At 63.1% G+C, this 20,798-nt stretch carries 20 protein-coding genes; 14 read left to right on the plus strand and 6 right to left on the minus strand.

What is annotated here, in order from left to right:
• The first annotated feature begins 8 nt into the window (after positions 1 to 8).
• Positions 9 to 1,106, plus strand: coding sequence for an amino acid ABC transporter permease (locus H3221_RS21520; protein ID WP_192984680.1), 1,098 nt, complete (start codon positions 9 to 11; stop codon positions 1,104 to 1,106).
• A gap of 156 nt (positions 1,107 to 1,262) precedes the next feature.
• Positions 1,263 to 2,024, plus strand: a complete 762-nt coding sequence (locus H3221_RS21525) for an amino acid ABC transporter ATP-binding protein (RefSeq protein WP_196476781.1) — start codon at positions 1,263 to 1,265, stop codon at positions 2,022 to 2,024.
• 148 nt (positions 2,025 to 2,172) lie between these two features.
• Here H3221_RS21525 and H3221_RS21530 read toward each other — a convergent pair whose 3' ends face one another.
• Positions 2,173 to 3,135 carry a GlxA family transcriptional regulator gene (locus H3221_RS21530; RefSeq protein WP_196476780.1) on the minus strand — a complete coding sequence of 321 codons (963 nt, stop codon included), beginning with the start codon at positions 3,133 to 3,135 and terminating at the stop codon, positions 2,173 to 2,175.
• 177 nt (positions 3,136 to 3,312) lie between these two features.
• Between H3221_RS21530 and H3221_RS21535 the strand changes: the two genes are divergently transcribed.
• From H3221_RS21535 to H3221_RS21550, 4 genes are all read left to right on the plus strand, one after another.
• On the plus strand, positions 3,313 to 3,783 hold the full coding sequence (locus tag H3221_RS21535) for a nuclear transport factor 2 family protein (RefSeq protein WP_196476779.1): 471 nt from the start codon (positions 3,313 to 3,315) through the stop codon (positions 3,781 to 3,783).
• A 99-nt stretch (positions 3,784 to 3,882) separates the two neighbouring features.
• Positions 3,883 to 4,602, plus strand: a complete 720-nt coding sequence (gene pcsA / locus H3221_RS21540) for a phosphatidylcholine synthase (RefSeq protein ID WP_196476778.1) — start codon at positions 3,883 to 3,885, stop codon at positions 4,600 to 4,602.
• The gene (locus H3221_RS21545) at positions 4,599 to 4,880 is read left to right on the plus strand and encodes a GIY-YIG nuclease family protein (protein WP_196476777.1); all 282 of its coding nucleotides are present in this window, start codon (positions 4,599 to 4,601) and stop codon (positions 4,878 to 4,880) included. The genes pcsA and H3221_RS21545 overlap by 4 nt, the downstream gene beginning before the upstream one ends.
• A gap of 63 nt (positions 4,881 to 4,943) precedes the next feature.
• Positions 4,944 to 5,879 carry a glutathione S-transferase family protein gene (locus H3221_RS21550; RefSeq protein WP_196476776.1) on the plus strand — a complete coding sequence of 312 codons (936 nt, stop codon included), beginning with the start codon at positions 4,944 to 4,946 and terminating at the stop codon, positions 5,877 to 5,879.
• 18 nt (positions 5,880 to 5,897) lie between these two features.
• On the opposite strand, the gene H3221_RS21555 is transcribed toward H3221_RS21550, so the two are convergent.
• The 5 genes from H3221_RS21555 to yjeH all read right to left on the minus strand — a co-directional run bounded on the left by H3221_RS21555 (position 5,898) and on the right by yjeH (position 11,114).
• A complete protein-coding gene (locus H3221_RS21555; RefSeq protein ID WP_196476775.1) occupies positions 5,898 to 6,215 on the minus strand; it encodes a glutaredoxin family protein in 318 nt (105 codons plus the stop codon).
• Positions 6,212 to 7,057 (minus strand): polyphosphate kinase 2 family protein, encoded by an 846-nt coding sequence (locus tag H3221_RS21560; RefSeq protein WP_196476774.1) that lies wholly within the window; start codon positions 7,055 to 7,057, stop codon positions 6,212 to 6,214. Before H3221_RS21560 ends, H3221_RS21555 begins: the two co-directional genes overlap by 4 nt.
• 1 nt (position 7,058) lies before the next feature.
• Positions 7,059 to 8,066 carry a nucleoid-associated protein YejK gene (gene yejK / locus H3221_RS21565; protein WP_192984694.1) on the minus strand — a complete coding sequence of 336 codons (1,008 nt, stop codon included), beginning with the start codon at positions 8,064 to 8,066 and terminating at the stop codon, positions 7,059 to 7,061.
• A 341-nt stretch (positions 8,067 to 8,407) separates the two neighbouring features.
• Positions 8,408 to 9,733 (minus strand): TAXI family TRAP transporter solute-binding subunit, encoded by a 1,326-nt coding sequence (locus H3221_RS21570; RefSeq protein WP_196476580.1) that lies wholly within the window; start codon positions 9,731 to 9,733, stop codon positions 8,408 to 8,410.
• Between the two features lie 127 nt (positions 9,734 to 9,860).
• Positions 9,861 to 11,114 (minus strand): L-methionine/branched-chain amino acid transporter, encoded by a 1,254-nt coding sequence (gene yjeH, locus H3221_RS21575; RefSeq protein WP_196476579.1) that lies wholly within the window; start codon positions 11,112 to 11,114, stop codon positions 9,861 to 9,863.
• 123 nt (positions 11,115 to 11,237) lie between these two features.
• Between yjeH and H3221_RS21580 the strand changes: the two genes are divergently transcribed.
• The 8 genes from H3221_RS21580 (at position 11,238) to H3221_RS21615 (ending at position 20,572) form a co-directional block, all read left to right on the plus strand.
• Complete coding sequence (locus tag H3221_RS21580; RefSeq protein WP_196476578.1) at positions 11,238 to 11,657, plus strand: Lrp/AsnC family transcriptional regulator; 420 nt, start codon at positions 11,238 to 11,240, stop codon at positions 11,655 to 11,657.
• Positions 11,654 to 12,874, plus strand: a complete 1,221-nt coding sequence (sbcD, locus tag H3221_RS21585) for an exonuclease subunit SbcD (protein ID WP_196476577.1) — start codon at positions 11,654 to 11,656, stop codon at positions 12,872 to 12,874. Before H3221_RS21580 ends, sbcD begins: the two co-directional genes overlap by 4 nt.
• Before the next feature lie 311 nt (positions 12,875 to 13,185).
• The gene (locus H3221_RS21590) at positions 13,186 to 14,145 is read left to right on the plus strand and encodes a quinone oxidoreductase family protein (RefSeq protein WP_196476576.1); all 960 of its coding nucleotides are present in this window, start codon (positions 13,186 to 13,188) and stop codon (positions 14,143 to 14,145) included.
• A 164-nt stretch (positions 14,146 to 14,309) separates the two neighbouring features.
• Positions 14,310 to 14,915, plus strand: a complete 606-nt coding sequence (locus H3221_RS21595) for an HD domain-containing protein (protein WP_196476575.1) — start codon at positions 14,310 to 14,312, stop codon at positions 14,913 to 14,915.
• A gap of 201 nt (positions 14,916 to 15,116) precedes the next feature.
• Positions 15,117 to 16,097 (plus strand): GGDEF domain-containing protein, encoded by a 981-nt coding sequence (locus tag H3221_RS21600; RefSeq protein WP_224490733.1) that lies wholly within the window; start codon positions 15,117 to 15,119, stop codon positions 16,095 to 16,097.
• 70 nt (positions 16,098 to 16,167) lie between these two features.
• Positions 16,168 to 16,533 (plus strand): hypothetical protein, encoded by a 366-nt coding sequence (locus tag H3221_RS21605; RefSeq protein WP_196476573.1) that lies wholly within the window; start codon positions 16,168 to 16,170, stop codon positions 16,531 to 16,533.
• Positions 16,534 to 16,592: 59 nt separating this feature from the next.
• A complete protein-coding gene (locus H3221_RS21610; protein ID WP_196476572.1) occupies positions 16,593 to 20,027 on the plus strand; it encodes an AAA family ATPase in 3,435 nt (1,144 codons plus the stop codon).
• Positions 20,028 to 20,029: 2 nt separating this feature from the next.
• Positions 20,030 to 20,572 (plus strand): hydrolase, encoded by a 543-nt coding sequence (locus tag H3221_RS21615; protein WP_196476571.1) that lies wholly within the window; start codon positions 20,030 to 20,032, stop codon positions 20,570 to 20,572.
• Positions 20,573 to 20,798: the final 226 nt, after the last annotated feature.

Genomic DNA, 20,798 nt, shown 5'->3' on the forward strand with positions numbered 1-20,798 from the left:
GAGCAGCCATGCAGACTCATACATTCAAACCGGACCTGCCGCCGCCACGCATGAGCGTCGGTGCGGTGGGCTGGCTCAAGGCCAACCTGTTTTCCAACTGGTTCAACAGTCTGTTGACCCTCTTCGCGCTTTATCTGATCTGGCTGGTGGTGCCACCGCTACTGCAGTGGGCGATCATCGACGCCAACTGGGTGGGCAGCACCCGCGCCGACTGCACGAAGGAAGGCGCGTGCTGGGTGTTCATCCAGCAGCGTTTCGGTCAGTTCATGTACGGCTTCTACCCCAGCGAACTGCGCTGGCGCGTGGACGCCACGCTGTGGCTGGCCATCGTCGGTGCGGCGCCGCTGTTCGTGCCGCAGATGCCGCGCAAGGCGTTCTACGGACTGGGCTTCCTGGTGATCTATCCGGTGATCGCCTGGTGCCTGCTGCACGGCGGCGTATTCGGCCTGAGCGTGGTATCCACCAGCCAGTGGGGCGGCCTGATGCTGACTCTGGTGATCGCCTCCGTCGGCATCACCGGCGCCTTGCCGCTGGGTATTCTGCTGGCACTGGGACGACGTTCCAACCTGCCGGCGATCAAGGTCATCTGCGTCACCTTCATCGAGTTCTGGCGCGGTGTACCGTTGATCACCGTGCTGTTCATGTCCTCGGTGATGCTGCCGCTGTTCCTGCCCGAAGGCATGCATTTCGACAAGCTGATGCGTGCGCTGATCGGGGTGATCCTGTTCCAGTCCGCCTACATCGCCGAGGTGGTGCGCGGTGGTCTGCAGGCCATTCCCAAAGGTCAGTACGAGGCGGCCGCGGCCATGGGCCTGGGCTACTGGCGGATGATGGGCCTGGTGATCCTGCCGCAAGCGCTGAAGCTGGTGATTCCGGGCATCGTCAACGTCTTCATCGCCCTGTTCAAGGACACCAGTCTGGTGATCATCATCGGCCTGTTCGATCTGCTCAACAGCATCAAGCAGGCGACCACCGACCCGGCATGGCTGGGTATGGCCACCGAAGGCTATGTGTTCGCCGCGTTGGTCTTCTGGATTTTCTGTTTCGGCATGTCCCGCTATTCGCTGCATCTGGAGCGGAAGCTGGATACCGGCCACAAGCGTTAGGAGCTGATCAGTATTGGCTGCGCGTCGGCCAGGCGGCGTTGAAAACATTCTCGGAATGCTCACGTACAACAGTACGCTGCGCTTCCTCATCTGTTTTCGCCTTGCCTGGCTCTAGCTCGCTAAATCCTGGATCAGCCCCTCGAGAGGAGTGAATTTATGAGTGAAGCAATCAAACAATCCAACGCAGAGCCGATGATCCTGCTGCAGGGTGTGAACAAGTGGTACGGCCAGTTCCACGTGCTCAAGGACATCAATCTCAGCGTGCAACCGGGCGAGCGCATCGTCCTGTGCGGCCCGTCCGGTTCGGGCAAGTCCACCACCATTCGCTGCATCAACCGCCTGGAAGAGCACCAGCAGGGGCGCATCCTGGTCGATGGCACCGAGCTGACCAGCGACCTCAAGCACATCGAAGCGATTCGCCGCGAAGTGGGCATGGTGTTCCAGCACTTCAACCTGTTCCCGCATCTCACCGTGCTGCAGAACTGCACCCTGGCGCCGATGTGGGTACGCAAGATGCCCAAGCGCCAGGCCGAGGAAATTGCCATGCACTTTCTCGAGCGCGTGCGTATTCCCGAGCAGGCCAACAAGTTTCCGGGTCAACTCTCCGGCGGTCAGCAACAGCGTGTGGCGATTGCCCGCGCGCTGTGCATGAAGCCGAAGATCATGCTGTTCGACGAGCCGACCTCGGCCCTCGACCCGGAGATGGTGAAAGAGGTTCTGGACACCATGATCGGCCTGGCCGAAGACGGCATGACCATGCTCTGTGTGACCCACGAGATGGGGTTTGCCCGCACCGTGGCCAACCGCGTGATCTTCATGGACAAGGGCGAGATCGTGGAGGAGGCCGAACCGAACGCCTTCTTCACCAACCCGCAGAACGAACGCACCAAGCTGTTCCTCAGCCAGATCCTGCACTGAGCCGGCATCGCGCCATCGATCAGGGAGCCTTCGGGCTCCCTTTTTCATGGGCCACGGGATGCGCCTTGAGTTAGGGTGCGCCATGCGCACCGCGGACCCGAAGCCCTCTCGAATGCCCAGCGCCCCAGATTGGTGTACGCGGCGCACCCTACGGGCCCGGCGGCGCGGCTCCGTTGCCCTGCATGCGCTTGCGGAAGGCGCCCGGCGTTTCCCCGCACAACTGCTTGAAGCGCTTGGCGAAGGTCGCACGGTCGGCAAAACCCACCTGGCTGGCGACCTGCTCCAGCGACTGCGCCGAATCGGTCAGCGCCTGCTGCGCCAGACTGATACGCAGGCGCTGCAGGTAATCGCCTGGAGTCAGACCGGTGGCCTGTTTGAAACGCCGCAACAAGGTACGCGGCGAACAGTGTGCCTGCTGCGCAAGACGGTTGAGATCGATCACTTCGGCGTGATGCTTGCGCAGCCAGGTCAGCAGCGGGGCAAGGGATGTGTCTTCGCTGCTGGGTAGCAGCGGGGCGAAACGCGTCTGCGTACCGCGCTGACGCTCGATCACCATGGCGCTGGCTACCTGTTGCGCCAAGCATTCGCCGGCATGCAGGGCTATCAGGTGCAGACACAGGTCGAGCCCGGCCTGAGCACCGCCGGAGCAGAACAACGGACCGTCCTCGGTCAACAGCAGATCGCTGCGCAGGTTCACCTGAGGAAACTGCCTGGCGAAGGCATCAGCCAGAGCCCAGTGAGTGGTCGCCTGGCGCCCATCGAGCAGGCCGGCAGCCGCCAGCAGGAAGGCGCTGCTGCACAGACTCGCCACCTGTTGCTGGTCGCGTCGGGCCAGCCAGGGCAGGAGCGTGGCGTTGCGCTCCAGGGTGAGGGTGAAGGCACTGCCGGTGGCCGGCACGATCAGCAGGTTGGCCTGCTCGGCCAGCTCAAGGCCGCCATCGACCTGAACCTGCGCGAACTCCAACTGCACGGGCTGGCCATCGAGGCTGAAACGTTGCAGCTGAAAAGTGGGCACGCCGGCCAGGCGATTGGCCAGGCTAAAGGCGTCCTGCGCCATGCTCAGGCTGGAACAGATGGTTTGCGGGCAGACGTACAAGGCGATGCGCAGCATGACGGTGACCTGGAATGGAGTTGGCGATTATTGACACAAAGTTGTCTTTATAGCCAATCGCCACACCCTTCTTCTGCGCCCAGACTAGGCTGCATTCACCATCGCGTCGCAGGGTGCACCGATGTCCTCGCATCGTGGGCGGGTGAATCCGACCCATAACGCACGCAGGAACGAGCCATGAGTCACGCCAACGCCGAACTGATCCAGCGTTTCTACAGCGCCTTCCAGAAGCTCGATGCCGAGACCATGGCGGGCTGTTACGCCGAGAATGTGCGCTTCTCCGACCCGGTCTTCGTCGACTTGCGCGGTGCGGAGGCGGGCGACATGTGGCGCATGCTGTGCAGTCGCGCCGAAGACTTCTCGCTGACGTTCGACGCGGTACACGCCGACGATCATGCCGGCAGCGCGCGCTGGGTCGCACGCTACCGTTTCAGCGCCACCGGTCGTCAGGTGGTCAACCTCATTCAGGCGCGCTTCGTGTTTCGCGACGGGCTCATCGTCGAGCATCGCGATCACTTCGATCTATGGCGCTGGGCACGTCAGGCGCTAGGTGGCAAAGGGCTTCTGCTGGGGTGGGCGCCACCGGTTCAGGCTGCCATTCGTCGACAGGCGGCACGCGGGCTGGCCCAGTTTCGCGGCACGCGCTGAGGCGGGCGGAGGAACGCAGTGGTAGGCTAGTCGGTCTTAGCCTTCAATAAAGAGTGCGCACACCGGGTGCCGCACCTCCACTGCCAATCGAGACCTGCCGTGACCGAACTGATCGTTGCCGTAAAACAGGCCAAAGCCTGGGGGGTCCATGCCGTTACCGCCAGCGGCGTGATCCTTGCCCTGCTGGCATTGCTGGCCGTGCTCGACGGCCAACCCAGGCAATGCCTGCTGTGGCTCGGCCTGGCGCTGCTGGTCGATGGTCTGGACGGCTCGCTGGCGCGCCGTTACGACGTCAAGGGCGTGCTGCCACATTTCGACGGCTCGACCCTCGACCTGGTGATCGATTACCTCACCTATGTATTCATCCCCGCCATCTTTCTCTACCGTTTTATCCCGCTGCCGGATTACACGCCGCTGTTCGCCGTGGGCCTGGTTTTGCTGTCCTCGCTGTTTTGCTTCTGCAACCTGAACATGAAGAGCAAGGACAACTACTTCGTCGGCTTCCCGGCGGCGTGGAACGTGGTGGTGCTGTATTTCTACATCCTCGATGTGCATCCCTGGATCACCCTGGCCATGATCGTCCTGCTGGCCGGCCTGACCCTGACCAAGATGAAGTTCCTGCACCCGTTCCGCGTGCGTCAGTTCATGCCGCTGAATATCCTCGTGACCTTCGTCTGGATGCTCTCCAGCGCGCTGCTGATCCTGCAGTACCCGGTCAATCAGTTCTGGCTGCTGGCGCTCTGGTGGTTGGCCTCGGCCTACTTCGTCGGCATGTGCCTGTGGCGCTCGGCGCGTGAGTGGTTTCCCGTTCGCGGATGACTGCAGCAGTCGAAAAAGCCTGGTTCGTCTATCTGGTGCGCGCCGCCAATGGCGCGCTGTATTGCGGCATCAGCGATGACCCGCAGCGGCGTTTCGCTCAGCACCAGCGCGGCAAGGGCGCCCGGTTCTTCCATACCAGCCCGGCGCTGGCATTGGCCTACGTCGAAGCCTGTGCCGGCAAGGGCGATGCGTTGCGCCGTGAACGGGCGATCAAGCGCCTGAGCAAAAGCGCCAAAGAAGCGCTTATTCTGGCCGTTGATGGCGGTTCATCAGCCTGAGGCGGTTGCGTGCAGGTGCAGCGCGGGTAAGCTGAGGACTTTTGATCCGTCGCGGAGCGCGCCATGCATGAGTTGATCCTTCATCACTATCCGACCTCGCCGTTCGCCGAGAAAGCCCGCCTGATGCTGGGCTTCAAGCAACTGTCCTGGCGTTCGGTGATGATCCCGCCACTGATGCCCAAGCCCGATCTCACCGCGCTGACCGGCGGCTACCGCAAGACCCCGGTGCTGCAGGTTGGCGCCGATATCTACTGCGATACCGCGCTGATCGCTCGCCGCCTGGACGCGGAAAAGAGTACGCCGTCGCTGTCCCCGGAAGGCCAGTGTTTCAATGTCGCGACCCTCGCCCAGTGGGCCGACTCGGTGCTGTTCCAGCACGCGGTGTCGCTGGTGTTTGCCCCCGAATCCATGGCCGTGCGCTTCGCCAAGGTGCCACCGGAGTTCGCCAAGGCTTTCGCCGCGGATCGTGCTGCCCTGTTTTCCGGCGGTACGGCCAGCCGCCTGCCGTTGGAACAGGCGCGCCACCAGTGGCCGGCGCTGATGGGGCGTTTGCAGCAGCAGCTGCAGCAGGGCGGTGGCGACTTCCTGTTTGGCGAACCGTCGGTTGCCGACTTTGCCGTAGCGCATCCGTTGTGGTTCCTGCGGGGGACACCGATCACTGCACCGTTGGTGGACGAGTACCCGGATGTCGCGGCCTGGCTGGCGCGGGTAATGGGCTTCGGCCATGGTTCGCTCAGCGATATGAGTGGCGAGCAGGCCATCGACATCGCGCGCGAGGCGACTCCGGCGGCGCTGCCCGACGAGGCGTTCAGCGAGCCCAATGGCTTCACTGCCGGTCAGCGCGTGGCCATCGCGGCGGTCGACTATGGTGTCGATCCGGTCGAAGGCGAGCTGGTGTTCGTCGGGCGCGAGGAACTGATCCTGCGTCGTGAAGACGAGCGTGCCGGCATCGTGCACGTGCACTTCCCGCGTTTGGGCTTTCGCATCGAGGCGCGCTGAGGCTTCTCGCGCCGCCTGTCAGTAGGCGGCGCGAATGGCTCGTACGTCGTAGCCGTGGATGACCTGCCCGCGCAGGTCGATCACCGGCACGCCGCGGCCACCGAGCGCCTGATACTGAGCGCGACCGGCGGCATCGGTCTCGATATCCACTTCGCGATAGGTGATGCCGTCTTCGGCGAACAGCTCGCGTGTCTTGGCGCAGTAGCCGCACCAGGCGGTAGCGTAGAGCACGATCTCGCCGCTGGCATTGGCCTGCGGTGGGTTTAACCAGCGGTCGATCCTGTCCCAGTTCTGCCACAAGGCCAGGGCGGTAAGGATCAGCAGAATCTTCTTCATCGCGGCGCGTCCTTGTGCGTGGTGGCGGCTTGCAATTGCTGCAGAGTAAAGGGTGTCGGTCGATCCGGCCAATGCAGCGCGAGTTTTTCCAGTTCGCGGGCCAGCAGGCTGGCAACCAGAAGGTCGCGCAGCCAGCGCTTGTGCGCGGGGATCACGTACCAGGGAGATGCACTGCTGTGACTGGCGCCCAGCAGTTCGGCCCAGCGCCGCTGGCGTTCGTCGAACTGGCGGTGCGACAGCAGATCGCTGGCCTTGAGCTTCCAGCGCTTCTCCGGTTTATCCAGGCGTTCAGCAAGGCGCTGGTACTGTTCGGCCTTGTCGATCTGCAGATAGCACTTGAGCAGGCGGATGCCCTGAGCGGACAGTTGCCGTTCGAAGGCCAGCAATTGCGCGAGGCGTCCAGGTAGTTCGTCCTCACCACAGAGTCCGTCCAGAGGATCGCAGATCATCGCCTCGTAATAGCTGCGGTTGAATACGGCGATCATGCCGGACGCTGGCAGGCGCTGACGATAGCGCAAGAGAAAATGGTCCCGGCGTTCGTGTTCGTTCGGTGCCTGAAAGCTGTGTACAACCAGGCCTTGTGGATTGCAGGCGCTCAGAACGCGGCGGATCACGCCGTCCTTGCCGCTGCAGTCCGGGCCTTGCAGTACCAGCAGCAAGGCTTGGCGCCGATCGGCCCAGAGGCGCGTCTGCTGCCCCTTCAGCCAGGGTTTGAGTTGCTCCAGGCGTGCCTTGGCCTCGTTCTTGTCGAGGCCCAGGGTGCGCGCCGGGTCGCCTGTCAGTGGCGTCTTGGGTTGGCACAGGCACGCATCAAGCAAGTCATCCGCCAGGCGCGCGCTCATCTCAATCCTGGCGACGCTTGAGCTGGTCTTTCAACTGGGTCGGCAACTGGCGAATGATCAGCATGTCGCGGCCTTCGTCATACTCGACCTTCGAGCCCAGCAGGTGCGCCTCGAAACTGATCGACAGCCCCTCGGCACGGCCGGTAAAGCGCTGGAACTGGCTCAGGGTGCGTTTGTCCGCCGGAAATTCCGGCGCCATGCCGTAATCCTTGTTGCGGATGTGTTCATAGAAGGCCTTGGGGCGCTCTTCGTCGATCAGACCGGAGAGTTCGTCGAGGGTGATCGGCTCACCGAGCTTGGCCTGGCTGGTGGCGTAGCCGACCAGGGTCTTGGTCTTTTCGCGAGCCTGCTCTTCGGGCAGATCTTCGCTTTCAACGAAGTCGCTGAAGGCCTTGAGCAGGGTGCGCGTTTCGCCCGGGCCGTCGACGCCCTCCTGGCAGCCGATGAAGTCGCGGAAGTAGTCCGAGACCTTCTTGCCGTTCTTGCCCTTGATGAAGGAGATGTACTGCTTGGATTGCTTGTTGTTCTGCCACTCGCTGATGTTGATGCGTGCGGCCAGGTGCAGTTGGCCGAGGTCCAGGTGCTTGGCCGGGGTCACGTCCAGCGCGTCGGTCACCGCCACGCCCTCACTGTGGTGCAGCAGGGCGATAGCCAGGTAGTCGGTCATGCCCTGCTGGTAATGGGCCAAGAGTACGTGGCCGCCGGTGGAGAGGTTGGATTCCTCCATCAGCTTCTGCAGGTGTTCGACGGCCTGACGGCTGAAGGCAGTGAAATCCTGCTCGCCATCGAGATAGGCCTTTAGCCAGCCGCTGAACGGGTAGGCGCCGGATTCTTCGTGGAACAGCCCCCAGGCCTTGCCCTGCTTGGCGTTGTAGCTCTCGTTGAGGTCGGCCAGCAGGTTCTCCATGGCTTGCGACGTGGCCAGCTCGCTGTCGCGAGCGTGCAGCACGGCGGGGCTGCCGTCGGGCTTCTTGTCGATCAGATGGACGATGCAGTGGCGGATCGGCATGGCGGTCTCGTGGGCAAATGAAACAGGGGCGCAGTTTACCCGAAGCGGGTGATGGATTCTGGTGCGGATGTATCCGTGAGCGGTGTTGAAAGTCATGCAGCACGTCGCGGCTAACGCCCCTCCCACAGCGCGTGGGGTGGATGTCGCTGTTTACATCCACCGCTGTGGTGGATCGATGAAGCGTGATCCACCCTACGGATGCCGTCGCTGCTGCAGCACGCGCAGCCGCTCGATCACGTAGCGCACGTGCATGTGCAGTTCGTACAACTCGTTGGAACGCGTAGGGTGGATGTCGCTTTTTACATCCACCGCTGTGGTGGATCGATGAAGCGTGATCCACCCTACGGATGCCGTCGCTGCTGCAGCACGCGCAGCCGCTCGATCACGTAGCGCACGTGCATGTGTAGTTCGTACAACTCGTTGGAGTACGACAGTGGCACTTCCACGGCTGCCAGCTCGTCTTCCATCTGTTCCAGGCGTTCGATCTCGCTGCCCAGCTCGTCGGGCAGGGAGCCGGCGTGCAGCTTGCGGTCGACTTCGCGCAGGTGCTTGTACCAGCGGTAGATACGCGCACGGATGCGCCACTGGTAGATCGGACCGACGGCCTTGAACAGCGGGATCATCACCACGATCAGGGGGATCAGCAGAATGATGTAGCGGTCGGCCAGCGAGGCGATACGGAACGGCAGGTAGCGCTGCAGGATTGGCAGGCCCTTGTCGTAGTAATGCCCTGCATCCTTGTGCAGTTCGAAGGTACGGGGCTCGGCGCTGGGAAAGGTGCCGGCGGCGTCGAGCAGGGTACCGTCGCGCATCACTTCGCGACTGGCCTCGAGAAACAGTGGCACCAGGCCGGGGTTGAAGGCGTCATTGACCACCAGAGTGGCGACCGGAGAAAGGGTGACGATGTCGCGATCAGGTGCATTGCTGGCCAGATCCAGCAGACCTTCACCGACCTTCACCTGATTGAAGAACGGCAAGCGCGCTGCGTAGGCGGCGGCGCGACGAAAGTGCGCCAGGGCGATGTCCGGGTTGGCCGCCAGTTGTTGCACCAGGGCGTTTTCTGCCGGGCCAACGAAGAATGCTGCATCCAGTTCACCGGCCATCAGCGCGCGGGCGGCCTTGCCACCCCCGATGCTCTGCCAGCTTTCGGGATAGTGTTCGGGCTCGATGGCATTGGCGTCGAGGATGGCATCGCTGGCTGCGCGGGTGCCGCTGCCTTCGCCGCCCAGGCCGAGGCGCAGTGGCAGCAGATCGGCAATGCGATCCAGCGCCACGTCACGTCGATAGAACAGCCAAAGGGGCTCCTGATAGATCGCACCCAGGCTTTCCAGCTGACGCTGTTCTTCGGGGGCCAGTTGACGCTCCAGGCCGCTCTGCACCAGGGCGATCTCCACTTCCGGGTCCTTGGCCAGCAGACGCTGCAGGTTGTCGCGCGAGCCAGAGGTCGGCACCAGATTCAGCTCGAATCCTTCCTTGGCCAGTTCTTCCTTCAGGCGTTCGGCGAACTGCTGGTAGGCACCGCCTTGGGCGCCGGTGGCCATGCTGGCACTCATCGGCGGTGGCGGTGCGACGAACTGGAACAGCGCCCAGACCAGGCCGGCCACCACCGGGACGATCCACAGGTTGGCCAGGATCATGATTTTCAGGTCGTTGAGTACGCGGCGCATGAGGCTTCCTTTCGGCGAAATCAGGGTAAGGATAGAACCCCATGCGCCTCACGGTCACCTGTTGGGTGGATGACGCCCTTTTGTCCAGCATCAGGCTCGCGGTGGATCACAGGGGGTGTGCTCCGCCCTACGCCAGCGCCTTGTGCCTCCCACGCAGGTGACTGAACAGCAGCAGCGCGGCGAGCAGCCCGACGGCATACAGCGCATCGCTGCCGAGCATCATCAATACCGCTGCACACAGCAGCCCGCTGAGTCCGGCCAGCAGGCGCCAGATACCACTGAGCAGCACCCAGCCGGCGGCCATGCTGAGCAGGTAGATCAACACGAAGTTGCCATTGGCATAGCGGATCAAATCGTCCACCGAGAGGTTCAAGGTGGCCGAGAGCAGGGCGCACAGCGCGCAACAGATCACCACCAGCAGCAAGGCGCTACCCGGTACGCCCTGGCGGTTGCGCACGGCCAGTCTGGCCGGCAGGCGACCTTCATCGGCCAGGCTCCAGATCAGCCGGGCGAAGCCCTGGATGTACACGTTCATCGAGGCGAAGCAGGCCAGATAACCGAGCACCGCCACCAGCACGCGCGCCTGCTCACCCAGCAGTTGCTCGAACAGACGGGGCAGGGCGGTGGTGTCGCTGTGCACGTTGCCGTAGGTGGCAAAGCTCAGCACTGCCACCGAGCAGGCCCAGTACACCAGGCCCGCCAGCAGCACGCCGAGCAGTAGCGCCAGGGGGAAGTCGCGCTCCGGGTGTTTGAACTCCTCGCCCAGATGCGTGAAGGCCTCGATACCGACGAAGCACCAGAACATCACCCCCAGCGCCGTTGGCAGCAGGTGCCATTGGCTATCCATCGCCGGCAGCAGTGGTTGGCTGGCGCGCGGCAGGTCACCGACCCACCAGATCAGCGCCACGCTGGCGACGATGGCCACGGCGATCAGCCCCTGCAGCATGCCCGATGCTTTCGGTGGACGCTGGCCAAGCAGGAGAATGGCGCCCAGCGTGGCCAGTTCGATGAGCAACAAGCCACTGCGATCGAGATCGAACAACGCCAGCCAGAAGCCGCTGGCAATATGCAGGGCGGCAGGCAGACCGACCGGCAGCACGGCGAGAAACAGCAGGGCGCTGACCCCTTCCATGCGCACACCGAAGGCGCGGCCGATCAGGTGCGGCGCGCCGCCGGCATGAGGGAAGCGCTTGCCCAACTGGGCGAAGGTGAACGCCACTGGCAGTACCAGGACGATCAGCAGCATCCAGGCCCATAACGACGCTTCGCCCGCCGCCGTGGCCGCCAGTGCCGGCACCACAAAGATGCCGGTACCGAGCAGCGAGGTGCTGAGCAGGGCGATGCCCTGCAGGAGGCCCAATTCCTTGTTCAATCGACTCATGGGGTATGCTCACGCCTTTGCAGATACCGCCATGGTAGAGCGCCGCCTGGTTGCAGGTTGTCGCCTTTTGCCGACGAAATGGCGGTTTCCCTCGTCAACCTGATTGCCGCCCCGAGAAGCCCCGTGGACAAGTTCGATCGTCAGATCCTCGCCCTGCTGCGCAGTGATGCGCGTACCTCCGTCAGCCAGATCGCCCGTGAGGTCAACCTGTCACGTTCGGCGGTCAGTGAGCGGATTCGTCATCTGGAAGAGAGCGGGGTGATTCGCGGCTATCACGCCCAGGTCGCGGTGCCCGGTGAAGGTGGGGTCAAGGCCTTCCTCGAGCTGTTCTACCAGAATGCCCGTTGCCAGGATTACGTCGAGCGCATGCGCGAATACCCGGAAATCCGCCATTGCAGCGGTATCAGCGGCGAAACGGACATGCTGGTGCTGATCGAAGCGCCAAACATGGCGCGCCTGAGCGAAGTGCGCGCGGCCATCGAAGCCTTCCCGCAGATGCAGCGGGTCAAGACCCACATCGTCGTGCAGGACTGGCCGCTATGAGCCTGCGTATCCTGCACACCTCCGACTGGCACCTGGGCCAGCACTTCATGGGCAAGACCCGCCAGGCCGAGCACCAGGCCTTCTGCACCTGGTTGCTGGAACAGGTGCAGGCACACGATGTGGATGTTTTGCTGATTGCCGGCGACGTGTTCGACACCGGCGCACCGCCCAGTTACGCCCGCGAGCAGTATTACCGGCTGGTGGTGTCGCTGCGCGACGCCGGCTGCGCCCTGGTGGTGCTTGGCGGCAACCACGACTCACCGGCGATGCTCGGTGAAAGCCGCAGCCTGCTGGCGCAACTGGGCGCCCAGGTGGTGCCGGGTGTGGGCGTCGACCTGGCCGAACAGGTACTGCTGCTCAATGATCGTACTGGCCAGCCGAGAGCGGTTCTCTGCGCCATTCCCTTCATTCGCCCGCGCGACGTGCTGGCCAGCCAGGCGGGGCAGAGCGCGCAGGACAAACAGCAGTCGCTGCAGCAAGCCATCGCCGAGCATTACCGGGCGCTGTACGAGCTGGCGTCGAGCAGGCGTGACGAGCTGGGCCAGGCGCTGCCGATCATCGCCACTGGTCACCTCACCACGGTTGGTGCCAGCGCCAGCGAGTCGGTACGCGAGATCTACGTCGGCAGCCTGGAAGCCTTTCCCACCAGTGCCTTCCCACCGGCGGACTACATCGCCCTTGGCCATATCCACCGCCCGCAGAAGGTCGGCGGGCTGGAGCACATCCGCTACAGCGGCTCACCGATTGCGTTGTCCTTCGACGAGGCACGTCAGCAGAAGGAAGTGTTGCTGCTGGAGTTCGGCGCTGCCACGTTGCAATCGATCACACCGCTGCCCGTACCGGTGTTCCAGCCGATGGCCAGCCTGCGCGGCTCGCTCAAGGAACTGGCAGGCGCCATCGCCGAGGTAGCTGCTCAGGGCACACCCGAGCGGCCCGTATGGCTGGAGGTGCAAGTCAGCACCGACGATTACCTGAGCGACCTGCAAAGCCGCATCAACGCACTTTGCGAGGGGCTGCCGGTGGAAGTACTGCGCATCCGCCGTGAACGCGGCAACGCCAGTGCCGGCCTGGCCAGCGAAGCGCGGGAAACGCTGGATGAACTGTCGGTGGAGGACGTCTTCGTGCGCCGTCTGCAACAGGAAACGCTGGCTGAGGAGGATAGTCAGCGCTTGCAAGCGTTGTATCGGCAGGTACTGGAATCGCTGCCAGGAACCTAGCTGCCCTGGTGCGCCTTGCTCGTTAGCAACACAACTACGCACGAAACACGACGACCAGGCTGGCCATCGAGCCGCACAGTAGGGTGATCGCCAAGACGTGGCACAGGACTGACTTCCGTTGGCGGCGCTCATAGCGAAATCAGATGGAACAACGTCGACAGATCGATGATCTGAATCACGGTTGCTTCGCTACCGGGAATGTGGTGGTCGGGGCAGATCTTGATACGGATTGGGTGCCGATAAAATGCTTCAACCGAAGCAAGTTGAACACACCAATCCATGGCCTGATTCGGATGAGGAGTAGATAACTTGTGAAAGCAGCAGTCTACGATACAGCCGGCGACCCTAGCGTTTTGAACTACATCGATCTTCCAAGACCCGCTATTGGAGCAGGCGATGTTCTGATTGCCGTTGAGGCCATTTCGCTTGAGGGGGGGGATCTGATCAATCGTCGCTCTACAGCGCCGCTTCATCCGTCCTGGGTAGTCGGTTATGCGGCATCCGGCACCGTGATAGAGATCGGGGCGAGCGTCAAAGACCGCAAGGTCGGGGACAGGGTGGTAGCGTTCGATATGCAGGGCTCGCATGCCGAACTCTGGCCTGTGCCCGAGGCGCGAACATGGCGCATACCTGATGAACTAGATGCCTCGGATGCTGCGGTTGTACCAATCTCGTTTGGAACCGCCTACCACTGTCTTTTCACGCGAGGCGCACTTAAGCGTGGAGAGACTGTTCTCGTCCAGGCGGCTGCTGGCGGGGTAGGTGTTGCTGCTCTTCAGCTCGCTGCACAATCGGGCGCGACAGTAATCGCTGTCGCAAGCGGTGCGCATCGCAGAGATCGCATGCTTGAGCTCGGCGCAGACCATGTAATAGACCGCGCTAACTGTGATGTGGTGGAAACGGTTCACAAGCTCACTCATGGCGCAGGTGTCGACCTCGTTATCGATCCGGTCGGAAAGACTCTGCAGGCCTCCCTGTCTTCCCTCGCGCATGAGGGGCGTCTTGTATTTGTCGGTAATGCGGGTGGCGGTAGCCTGACAGCCGACCTTTGGCCACCGATGCAGGCCAACCAGACACTCTTGGGAGTGTTCATGGGTACCCTTTTCGAGAGGCCCGCTGTACGGTCGACTGTTGACAGCATGTTGAAGGCCGTCGCTACGGGCACTCTTCGCAGCGTCATTGATCGGACCTTTACGTTATCGGAGGCTGCCATGGCCCATGAGTATGCAGAGAAGGAGAAGCCGCTCGGGCGTATTGTTATCAAACCGTGAAGCCATTCTGAGCAAGGCGGCGACCCCTTTTCCTGTGATAAAAATGGCCCAAATCGCTGACCGTCGGGGGTACCACATGTAATTGTTCGCGTGGCATCACATGATGTTCCATGGCTTGAATATGAAGGTATTCCTGCATATCCGGAATGGCAGCCCAACCGCGTATGAGAACCCTGACAACCTCCTGGGTCAGCGCCTGGTCAGATCTTGGCCTTCAGCCTCCGCCAGGGCTGTTCGAGCAACTCATTCGTGCCTATGAAGAGCCCCAACGGCACTATCACTCGCTGCAACACCTGCGCGAGTGCCTGATGCATTTCGACCAGGCGCGGCACTTGGCGCAGCAGCCGGGCGAGGTGGCCATCGCACTCTGGTTCCATGACGCCATCTACGACGTGCGCGGCAAGAACAACGAGCGCCAGAGTGCGGATTGGGCCATCCGGGTGCTTGCGGGTTGTCAGGCCAGCCAGGCGACGTTGGCGCGGGTCGAACGACTGATCATGGTCACCCGGCACGACGCGACGCCAAACGAGCCGGATGAGCAGTTGCTGGTGGATATCGACCTGGCCATTCTCGGCGCCACGCCTGAGCGTTTCGCCGAGTACGACGCCCAGGTGCGTGCCGAGTACGCCTGGGTGCCGGGCCTTGTGTACCGCATGAAGCGGCGCAGCGTTCTGAAGTCATTTCTGGCGCGCTCGATGATTTACAGCACGGATCATTTCAGGACGCGCTACGAGGCACAGGCTCGGATCAATCTGGCTGGCGTGGTTTGACAGGCGATTGAGCGAAGCCTGCATCGCTTCCGATGCGACAAGCGTTCTATGCTGTGAATAGTGGCCATTCGACAGGGGAGCGAAGTGCCGTTGTTCAATAGCTTGCTGCGTGCGCTTGACCCTTTGCATGGAGTGCCGGATGCGACTCGGCAGGGGTTTGCGTGCTGGTATCTACAGGCGAAGATTCCGCAGATTCGCTACGTGGCTTTTCTGACCATGGCGCTGTATCTGATCTATGCCGCCATCGAGCAGAACGTCGAGGCCGATCAGCCCTTCGCGCGGTTCATCGTGCATGCGTTGTTGGTACCGGTAGCGTTGCTGGCTATCGGGCTGCTGAGTTTTCAACCAGGTCGGCAGCCGCTGATGCTGGGGTTGCTGTCACTCGCGCCCATCATTTCGGTGCTGTCCAATCTCTACTTCAATTTTGGCTCACCGCGTTTCGCCTTCTACGCGCCGGAGATCTATCTCAACCTGATGTGGACATTCGCCATCTCCGGGCTGACGCTCAGGCGTGCCATGGCTACCGCGTTGTTCTCTCTGGCCGCGATCTTGCTGGTCACGCTCGAGCACTCGCTGACGCCCGGCATGCAGCGCCTGCACCTGATCTGGATTCTCGCATCGTTCTCCTTTGGCCTGCTCAGCGCCTTTCTTCTGGAAAAGGCGCACAAGCACATGTTCCTGCATCAGGACAGCCTGGCCCTGAGCGCCAGTGTCGACAGCCTGACCGGGCTGTGGAATCGTTCGCGTACCCTGCGTTTTCTGATCGAGGAAGTGGCGCGGACCAACCGTTATGGCACGCCGTTTTCGGTGGTGCTGATCGATATCGATCACTTCAAGAGCGTCAACGATACTCATGGCCATGCGGTGGGGGACAGCGTGCTGCGCCAGTTCGCCGGTCTGCTGCGCGACGGTGTGCGAGTGATGGACAAGGTCGGGCGGCTTGGCGGCGAGGAGTTTCTCATCATTCTGCCGGAGACCGATGCGGCTCATGCAGAGCAGGCCGTGCAGGCCCTGCAGAAGCGTATCAACGGTTTTTCGTTCGAGCGGGTGCAACGCAAGAGCGCCAGTTTCGGCATCGCCGAGTATCGCCCTGGCGAAAGCCTGGACAGCCTGATGGAGCGGGCGGACCAGGCGATGTACCGCGCCAAGGCCAGTGGCCGCGACCGTATCGAGATGCTGTGAACGCTTGGGCCTGAACCGCTCATGTGCGGCACTGGTCGAAACCGCTGCAACCCTTCCTGTGGAGAGCGTCATGTACAGAACTGCGCACTTTCTTCTCGCGGCAGCGGCCGTTCCCCTGCTGCTATCCGGCTGCGCCAGGTCGTCCGGCGAGCAGGACGCCAGTGTGACCGAGCAATGGCTGGGGCGCTGGAACGGGCCAGAAGGTACCTACCTGGATATCAGTGGCACGCCGGCCGACTACCGTCTGACCATCGCCAACCTCGACGGCCCGCGCCGCTTCGTCGGCCGTGCGCAGGGGGCGAAGATCGTCTTCGTGCGCGATGGCGTGGTAGAGAGCATCAGCGCCACCGACGGCGAAGCCACCGGCATGAAATGGCTGCTGGATAAACAGAATTGCCTGACCGTGCGCAGCGGCGAGGGTTATTGCCGCGACTGAGCCTTTACGTGGGGGCGGATATGCCAGAATGACCGCCTCCAACGGCTTACGACCTGTGCATGAAAATCCTCAGCCTGCGCCTCAAGAATCTCAACTCCCTCAAGGGCGAATGGAAGATCGACTTCGCTTCCGAGCCTTTCGCCGGTAGTGGCCTGTTCGCCATTACCGGGCCGACCGGGGCGGGCAAGACCACCTTGCTCGACGCCATCTGCCTGGCCCTGTATCACCGCACGCCGCGCATGAGCACGCTGTCGGCCAGTGGCAACGAACTGATGACGCGGCACACCGCCGACTGCCTGGCCGAGGTTGAGTTCGAGGTCAAGGGGCAGGGCTATCGCGCCTTCTGGAGCCAGCGCCGTGCGCGCGACAAGGTGGACGGCGCGCTGCAGGCGCCCAAGGTCGAGCTGGCGCGTATCGCCGATGGCGAAATCCTCACCGACAAGATTCGCGAGAAGGAAAGCCTGACCGCCGAGCTGACCGGCCTGGATTTCGAGCGCTTCACCAAGTCCATGCTGCTGGCCCAAGGCGGTTTCGCGGCGTTTCTCGAAGCCAATGCCAACCAGCGCGCGGAGCTGCTGGAGGAGCTGACCGGCACCGAGGTTTACGGGCAGATATCCCAGCAGGTCTACGAGCGCACCAAGGCTGCCGAACAGGCACTCAATCTGCTGAAAAGCCGCGCACAAGGCATGGAACTGCTGGACGAGGCGCAGCGCACCGAACTGCAGGCCGAGCATCAGCGCCTGAGCCAGGACGAGACCCCGTTGTTGGCCCGGCAGCAAGCTCTGCAGGCCCAGCGTCGCTGGCGTGAAGCGCTGCAGCAGGCCGAACAGCAGCGGGAGCAGGCTCGATTGGGACTGGAGCGGGCCCAACAGGCGCGTCACGATGCGGCCGGTGAACTGCAGCGTCTGGCCGCCAGTGAGCCGGCAGCGCGATTGCAGCCGCTGTATCTGGCCTGGCAACAAGTGCAACAGGACAGGCAACAGGCGCAGCAGGCGCTGGATGACCTGCACCAGCAGCAACGCTGCAGCAGCGAACGGGAACAGCAGCAACTCTGGCTGGCCAGCCGCTATGCCCAGCAATGCCTGAGCGTGCGTCAGACGGAGCTGCAGGGGCTGGTCAGACAACGCGAAACCCTGCGTGCACGTCTCAGCAGTGCTCCGCAACAGGAGCGTCTGGGTGAATTGCTTGGCGGCTGGCGCGCGCAGTTCGATCTGCGCGGGCAACTGCTCAAGGAGCAACAGGCGTTGCACGCGCGCTTGGTGCAGGAGCGTGAACAGCTCGCCGCCTTGCAGCGCCAGCGTGATCAGCTCGGTGCGCAGCAGGCCGACGCGCTGAAGCACCTGGAGGCCGCGCGTATCAGCGAAGCCAGGCAGCACAGCGAACTGCAGGCCTTGCTCGGCGAGGGCGACGAGGCTGGGCTGCGTCAGCGTTGGCAGCAGCTGCAAGTGCAGGGGCGCGCGTTGGATCGCCTGGAGCAACTGGCACTGGTCCGTGAGCAAACGGCCGCCCAGGTCGCCGAACTGACCCCGCGTCTGGCTCAGTTGCAGGTGCAGCACGCCAGCAAGAACGATGAAATCACCGGCCTGCGCGAGCGTTACAAGGCGCTCAAGCAACAGCAGGCCGACAAGGAAAAACTGCTGGAGCAGGAACAGCGCATTCAGGATCTGGAAGCCTACCGTGCCCAGCTGCAGCCGGGCGAAGCCTGCCCGTTGTGTGGTTCTCACGAGCATCCGGCGGTCAGTCAGTACCAGGCGCTCAACGTCTCCGTCACGCGCCAGGCGCTGGAGCAGTGCCGCAACGAACTGGCGCAACTGGAAAGCCAGGGCGGCACCCTGCGTGACGCACTGACCCGGCTGGCGACGCAGATCGCTCAGGTTCAGCAGCAACTGGAGCAGGCAAGCCAGCAGGCCGCCCAGCAGGACGCGCAGTGGCAGCAGCAATTGGCCGAGCAGGCGTTGCAGGTGGCCGGCACCGCAGCACTGCGTGAACTACAGAGGGGCCATGAGCAAAGCCTGCTGCAGTTGCAGGAGCGACTGGCTGCGGTCGAGAGCCGGCAGGCCGACTTGACTCAGGCGCGTAGCGCCCGTGAGGTGGCTGAACGGGGTTTGGCCGATGCACAGCAGCGCCAGGCGCTATTGGCGCGTGATGAGGAGAATTTACTGACGCGACAAGCCGAGCAGGGCGAGCGTCTGCAGCATCTGGAAAGGGAGCTGCAGGACCACCAGCGGATGCTGCTGAGCAGCCTTGCAGGCTTTGCCACGGAGTTGCCGGCGGACGCCGCTGCCTGGTTGGCCGAACAGGAAAATACCTGGCGCGACTGGCAGCAGGCCCAGGCGCAGGACCAACAGTTGCAGGAGCAGCAGCGCGAGGCGCAGCGCTTGCTCGCTGAAGTGCAGGCACAGGCCCAGCACTGGCAACAGCGCTGGCAGGACGAAGGTGCGATGACGCTGGCCGAACCCGAGCCATCAGCACAGCCGCAAGCGGCGTTGAATGAGGCCGCCAACGGCCTGGCCAGTGCTCAGCGTGAAAGCGATGCGTTGCGCGGCCGCGAGCAGAGTCAGCGGACAGTACTACAGCAACTGCAGCAACGTTCGAGCGAGGCCGAGCAGCACTGGCTGACGGCTTTGGCGAGCAGTCCTTTCAGCGATCTTGCGGCGTTTCTCACTGCGCTGCTGGAAGAGGGTGAGCGAGAGCGTCTGGCGGCTTTGCAGGCAGGTGTGGAGCGCGCTCTTACCGAGGCTTCGACGCTGTTGGCTGCCGCCGATGCGCAACTTCAACAGCTCAGTGCCACACCGCAGACAGCGCTGGCGCTTGGTGAACTGGATGAGCAGTTACAGGTACTGCAGAGCGAATTGCGTGCACTGAGCCAGCGCCAGGGTGAGTTGCGCGCGCAGTTGCAGGCCGACGATGCACGGCGCAGCAGCCAGCAGGCGCTGTTCGCCGAGATTGACGCGCAGGAGGGGGAGCACGCCCTCTGGCAACAGCTCAACGGCCTGATTGGCTCGGCCGACGGCGCCAAGTTCCGCAAGTTCGCCCAGGGGCTGACCCTCGATCACCTGATCCATCTGGCCAACCGCCAACTGACGCGGCTGCACGGGCGTTATCAGCTGGCGCGCAAGGGCAGTGGCGAGCTTGAACTTGAGGTGTGCGACACCTGGCAGGCCGATGTGGCGCGCGACTGCCGCACGCTGTCCGGTGGCGAGAGTTTCCTGGTCAGCCTGGCGCTGGCGTTGGCGCTGTCCGACCTGGTCAGCCACAAGACCAGCATCGATTCGCTGTTTCTCGATGAGGGCTTTGGCACCCTCGACGGCGAGACGCTGGAGGTGGCGCTGGATGCGTTGGACAACCTCAACGCCAGCGGCAAGACCATCGGTGTGATCAGCCATGTCGAGGCGATGAAGGACCGCATTCCCGTGCAGCTGCGGGTGCACAAGGGCGTCGGCCTGGGCTACAGCCGGCTCGACGCGCGTTTTGCCGTGAAGGAAGGAGCGTAGTGATGCTGATGCGAGCGAAGGACTCCACCCTGTTGGTCATCGACCTGCAGGAGCGACTGCTGCCGGCTATCGATGGCGGGGCGGCGGTGATCGAACAGGCCTCGTGGCTGGTGCGTGTGGCGCAGCGCCTGCACGTGCCGGTGATCGCGACCGAGCAGTACCCCAAGGGCCTGGGCTATACCGAGGCGGGCCTGCATGAGCTGCTGCCGGGCGAGGGGCTGCGGGAGAAGATTCATTTTTCGGCGACCGCAGGAGCAGGGCTGTTCGACTTGCCGGGTGGTGATCGCCAGCAGTTCATCGTCTGTGGCACGGAAACGCATGTCTGCGTGCTGCAGACGGTACTCGGTCTGCTGGCCGCCGGGCGTGAGGTGTTCGTGGTCGACGAAGCCGTAGGGTCGCGTCGGCCGCGTGACAAGGCGCTGGGCCTGGCACGCATGGAGCGTGCAGGCGCAGTGATCGTCTCGCGCGAGATGGTCGCCTTCGAGTGGCTGGAGCGGGCAGGTACCGAGCTGTTTCGCGAGATCAGCCGCGGTTTCATTCGTTGATGCGTAGCCGGGTGCAATCCGGGAATATCAGGCACCGCTGCCCCGGATTGCATCCGGGCTACGGGGTGGCCTGCTTCGGCTTGGTTTGGTAACGGCCTTACTGGCGAAACTGCGGTAGGCGGGCGAGCCACTGGCATGTATTGGGCGCGTAACCCTGATCTGGCCGAGCGGGTCTGGACCGAGATGCCGCATCAGCGTGAGTCGCTGGTCTACCAGGCATGGGTGA

The sequence above is a fragment of the Pseudomonas chaetocerotis genome (genome assembly GCF_015712105.2).
GTDB lineage: Bacteria > Pseudomonadota > Gammaproteobacteria > Pseudomonadales > Pseudomonadaceae > Aquipseudomonas > Aquipseudomonas chaetocerotis.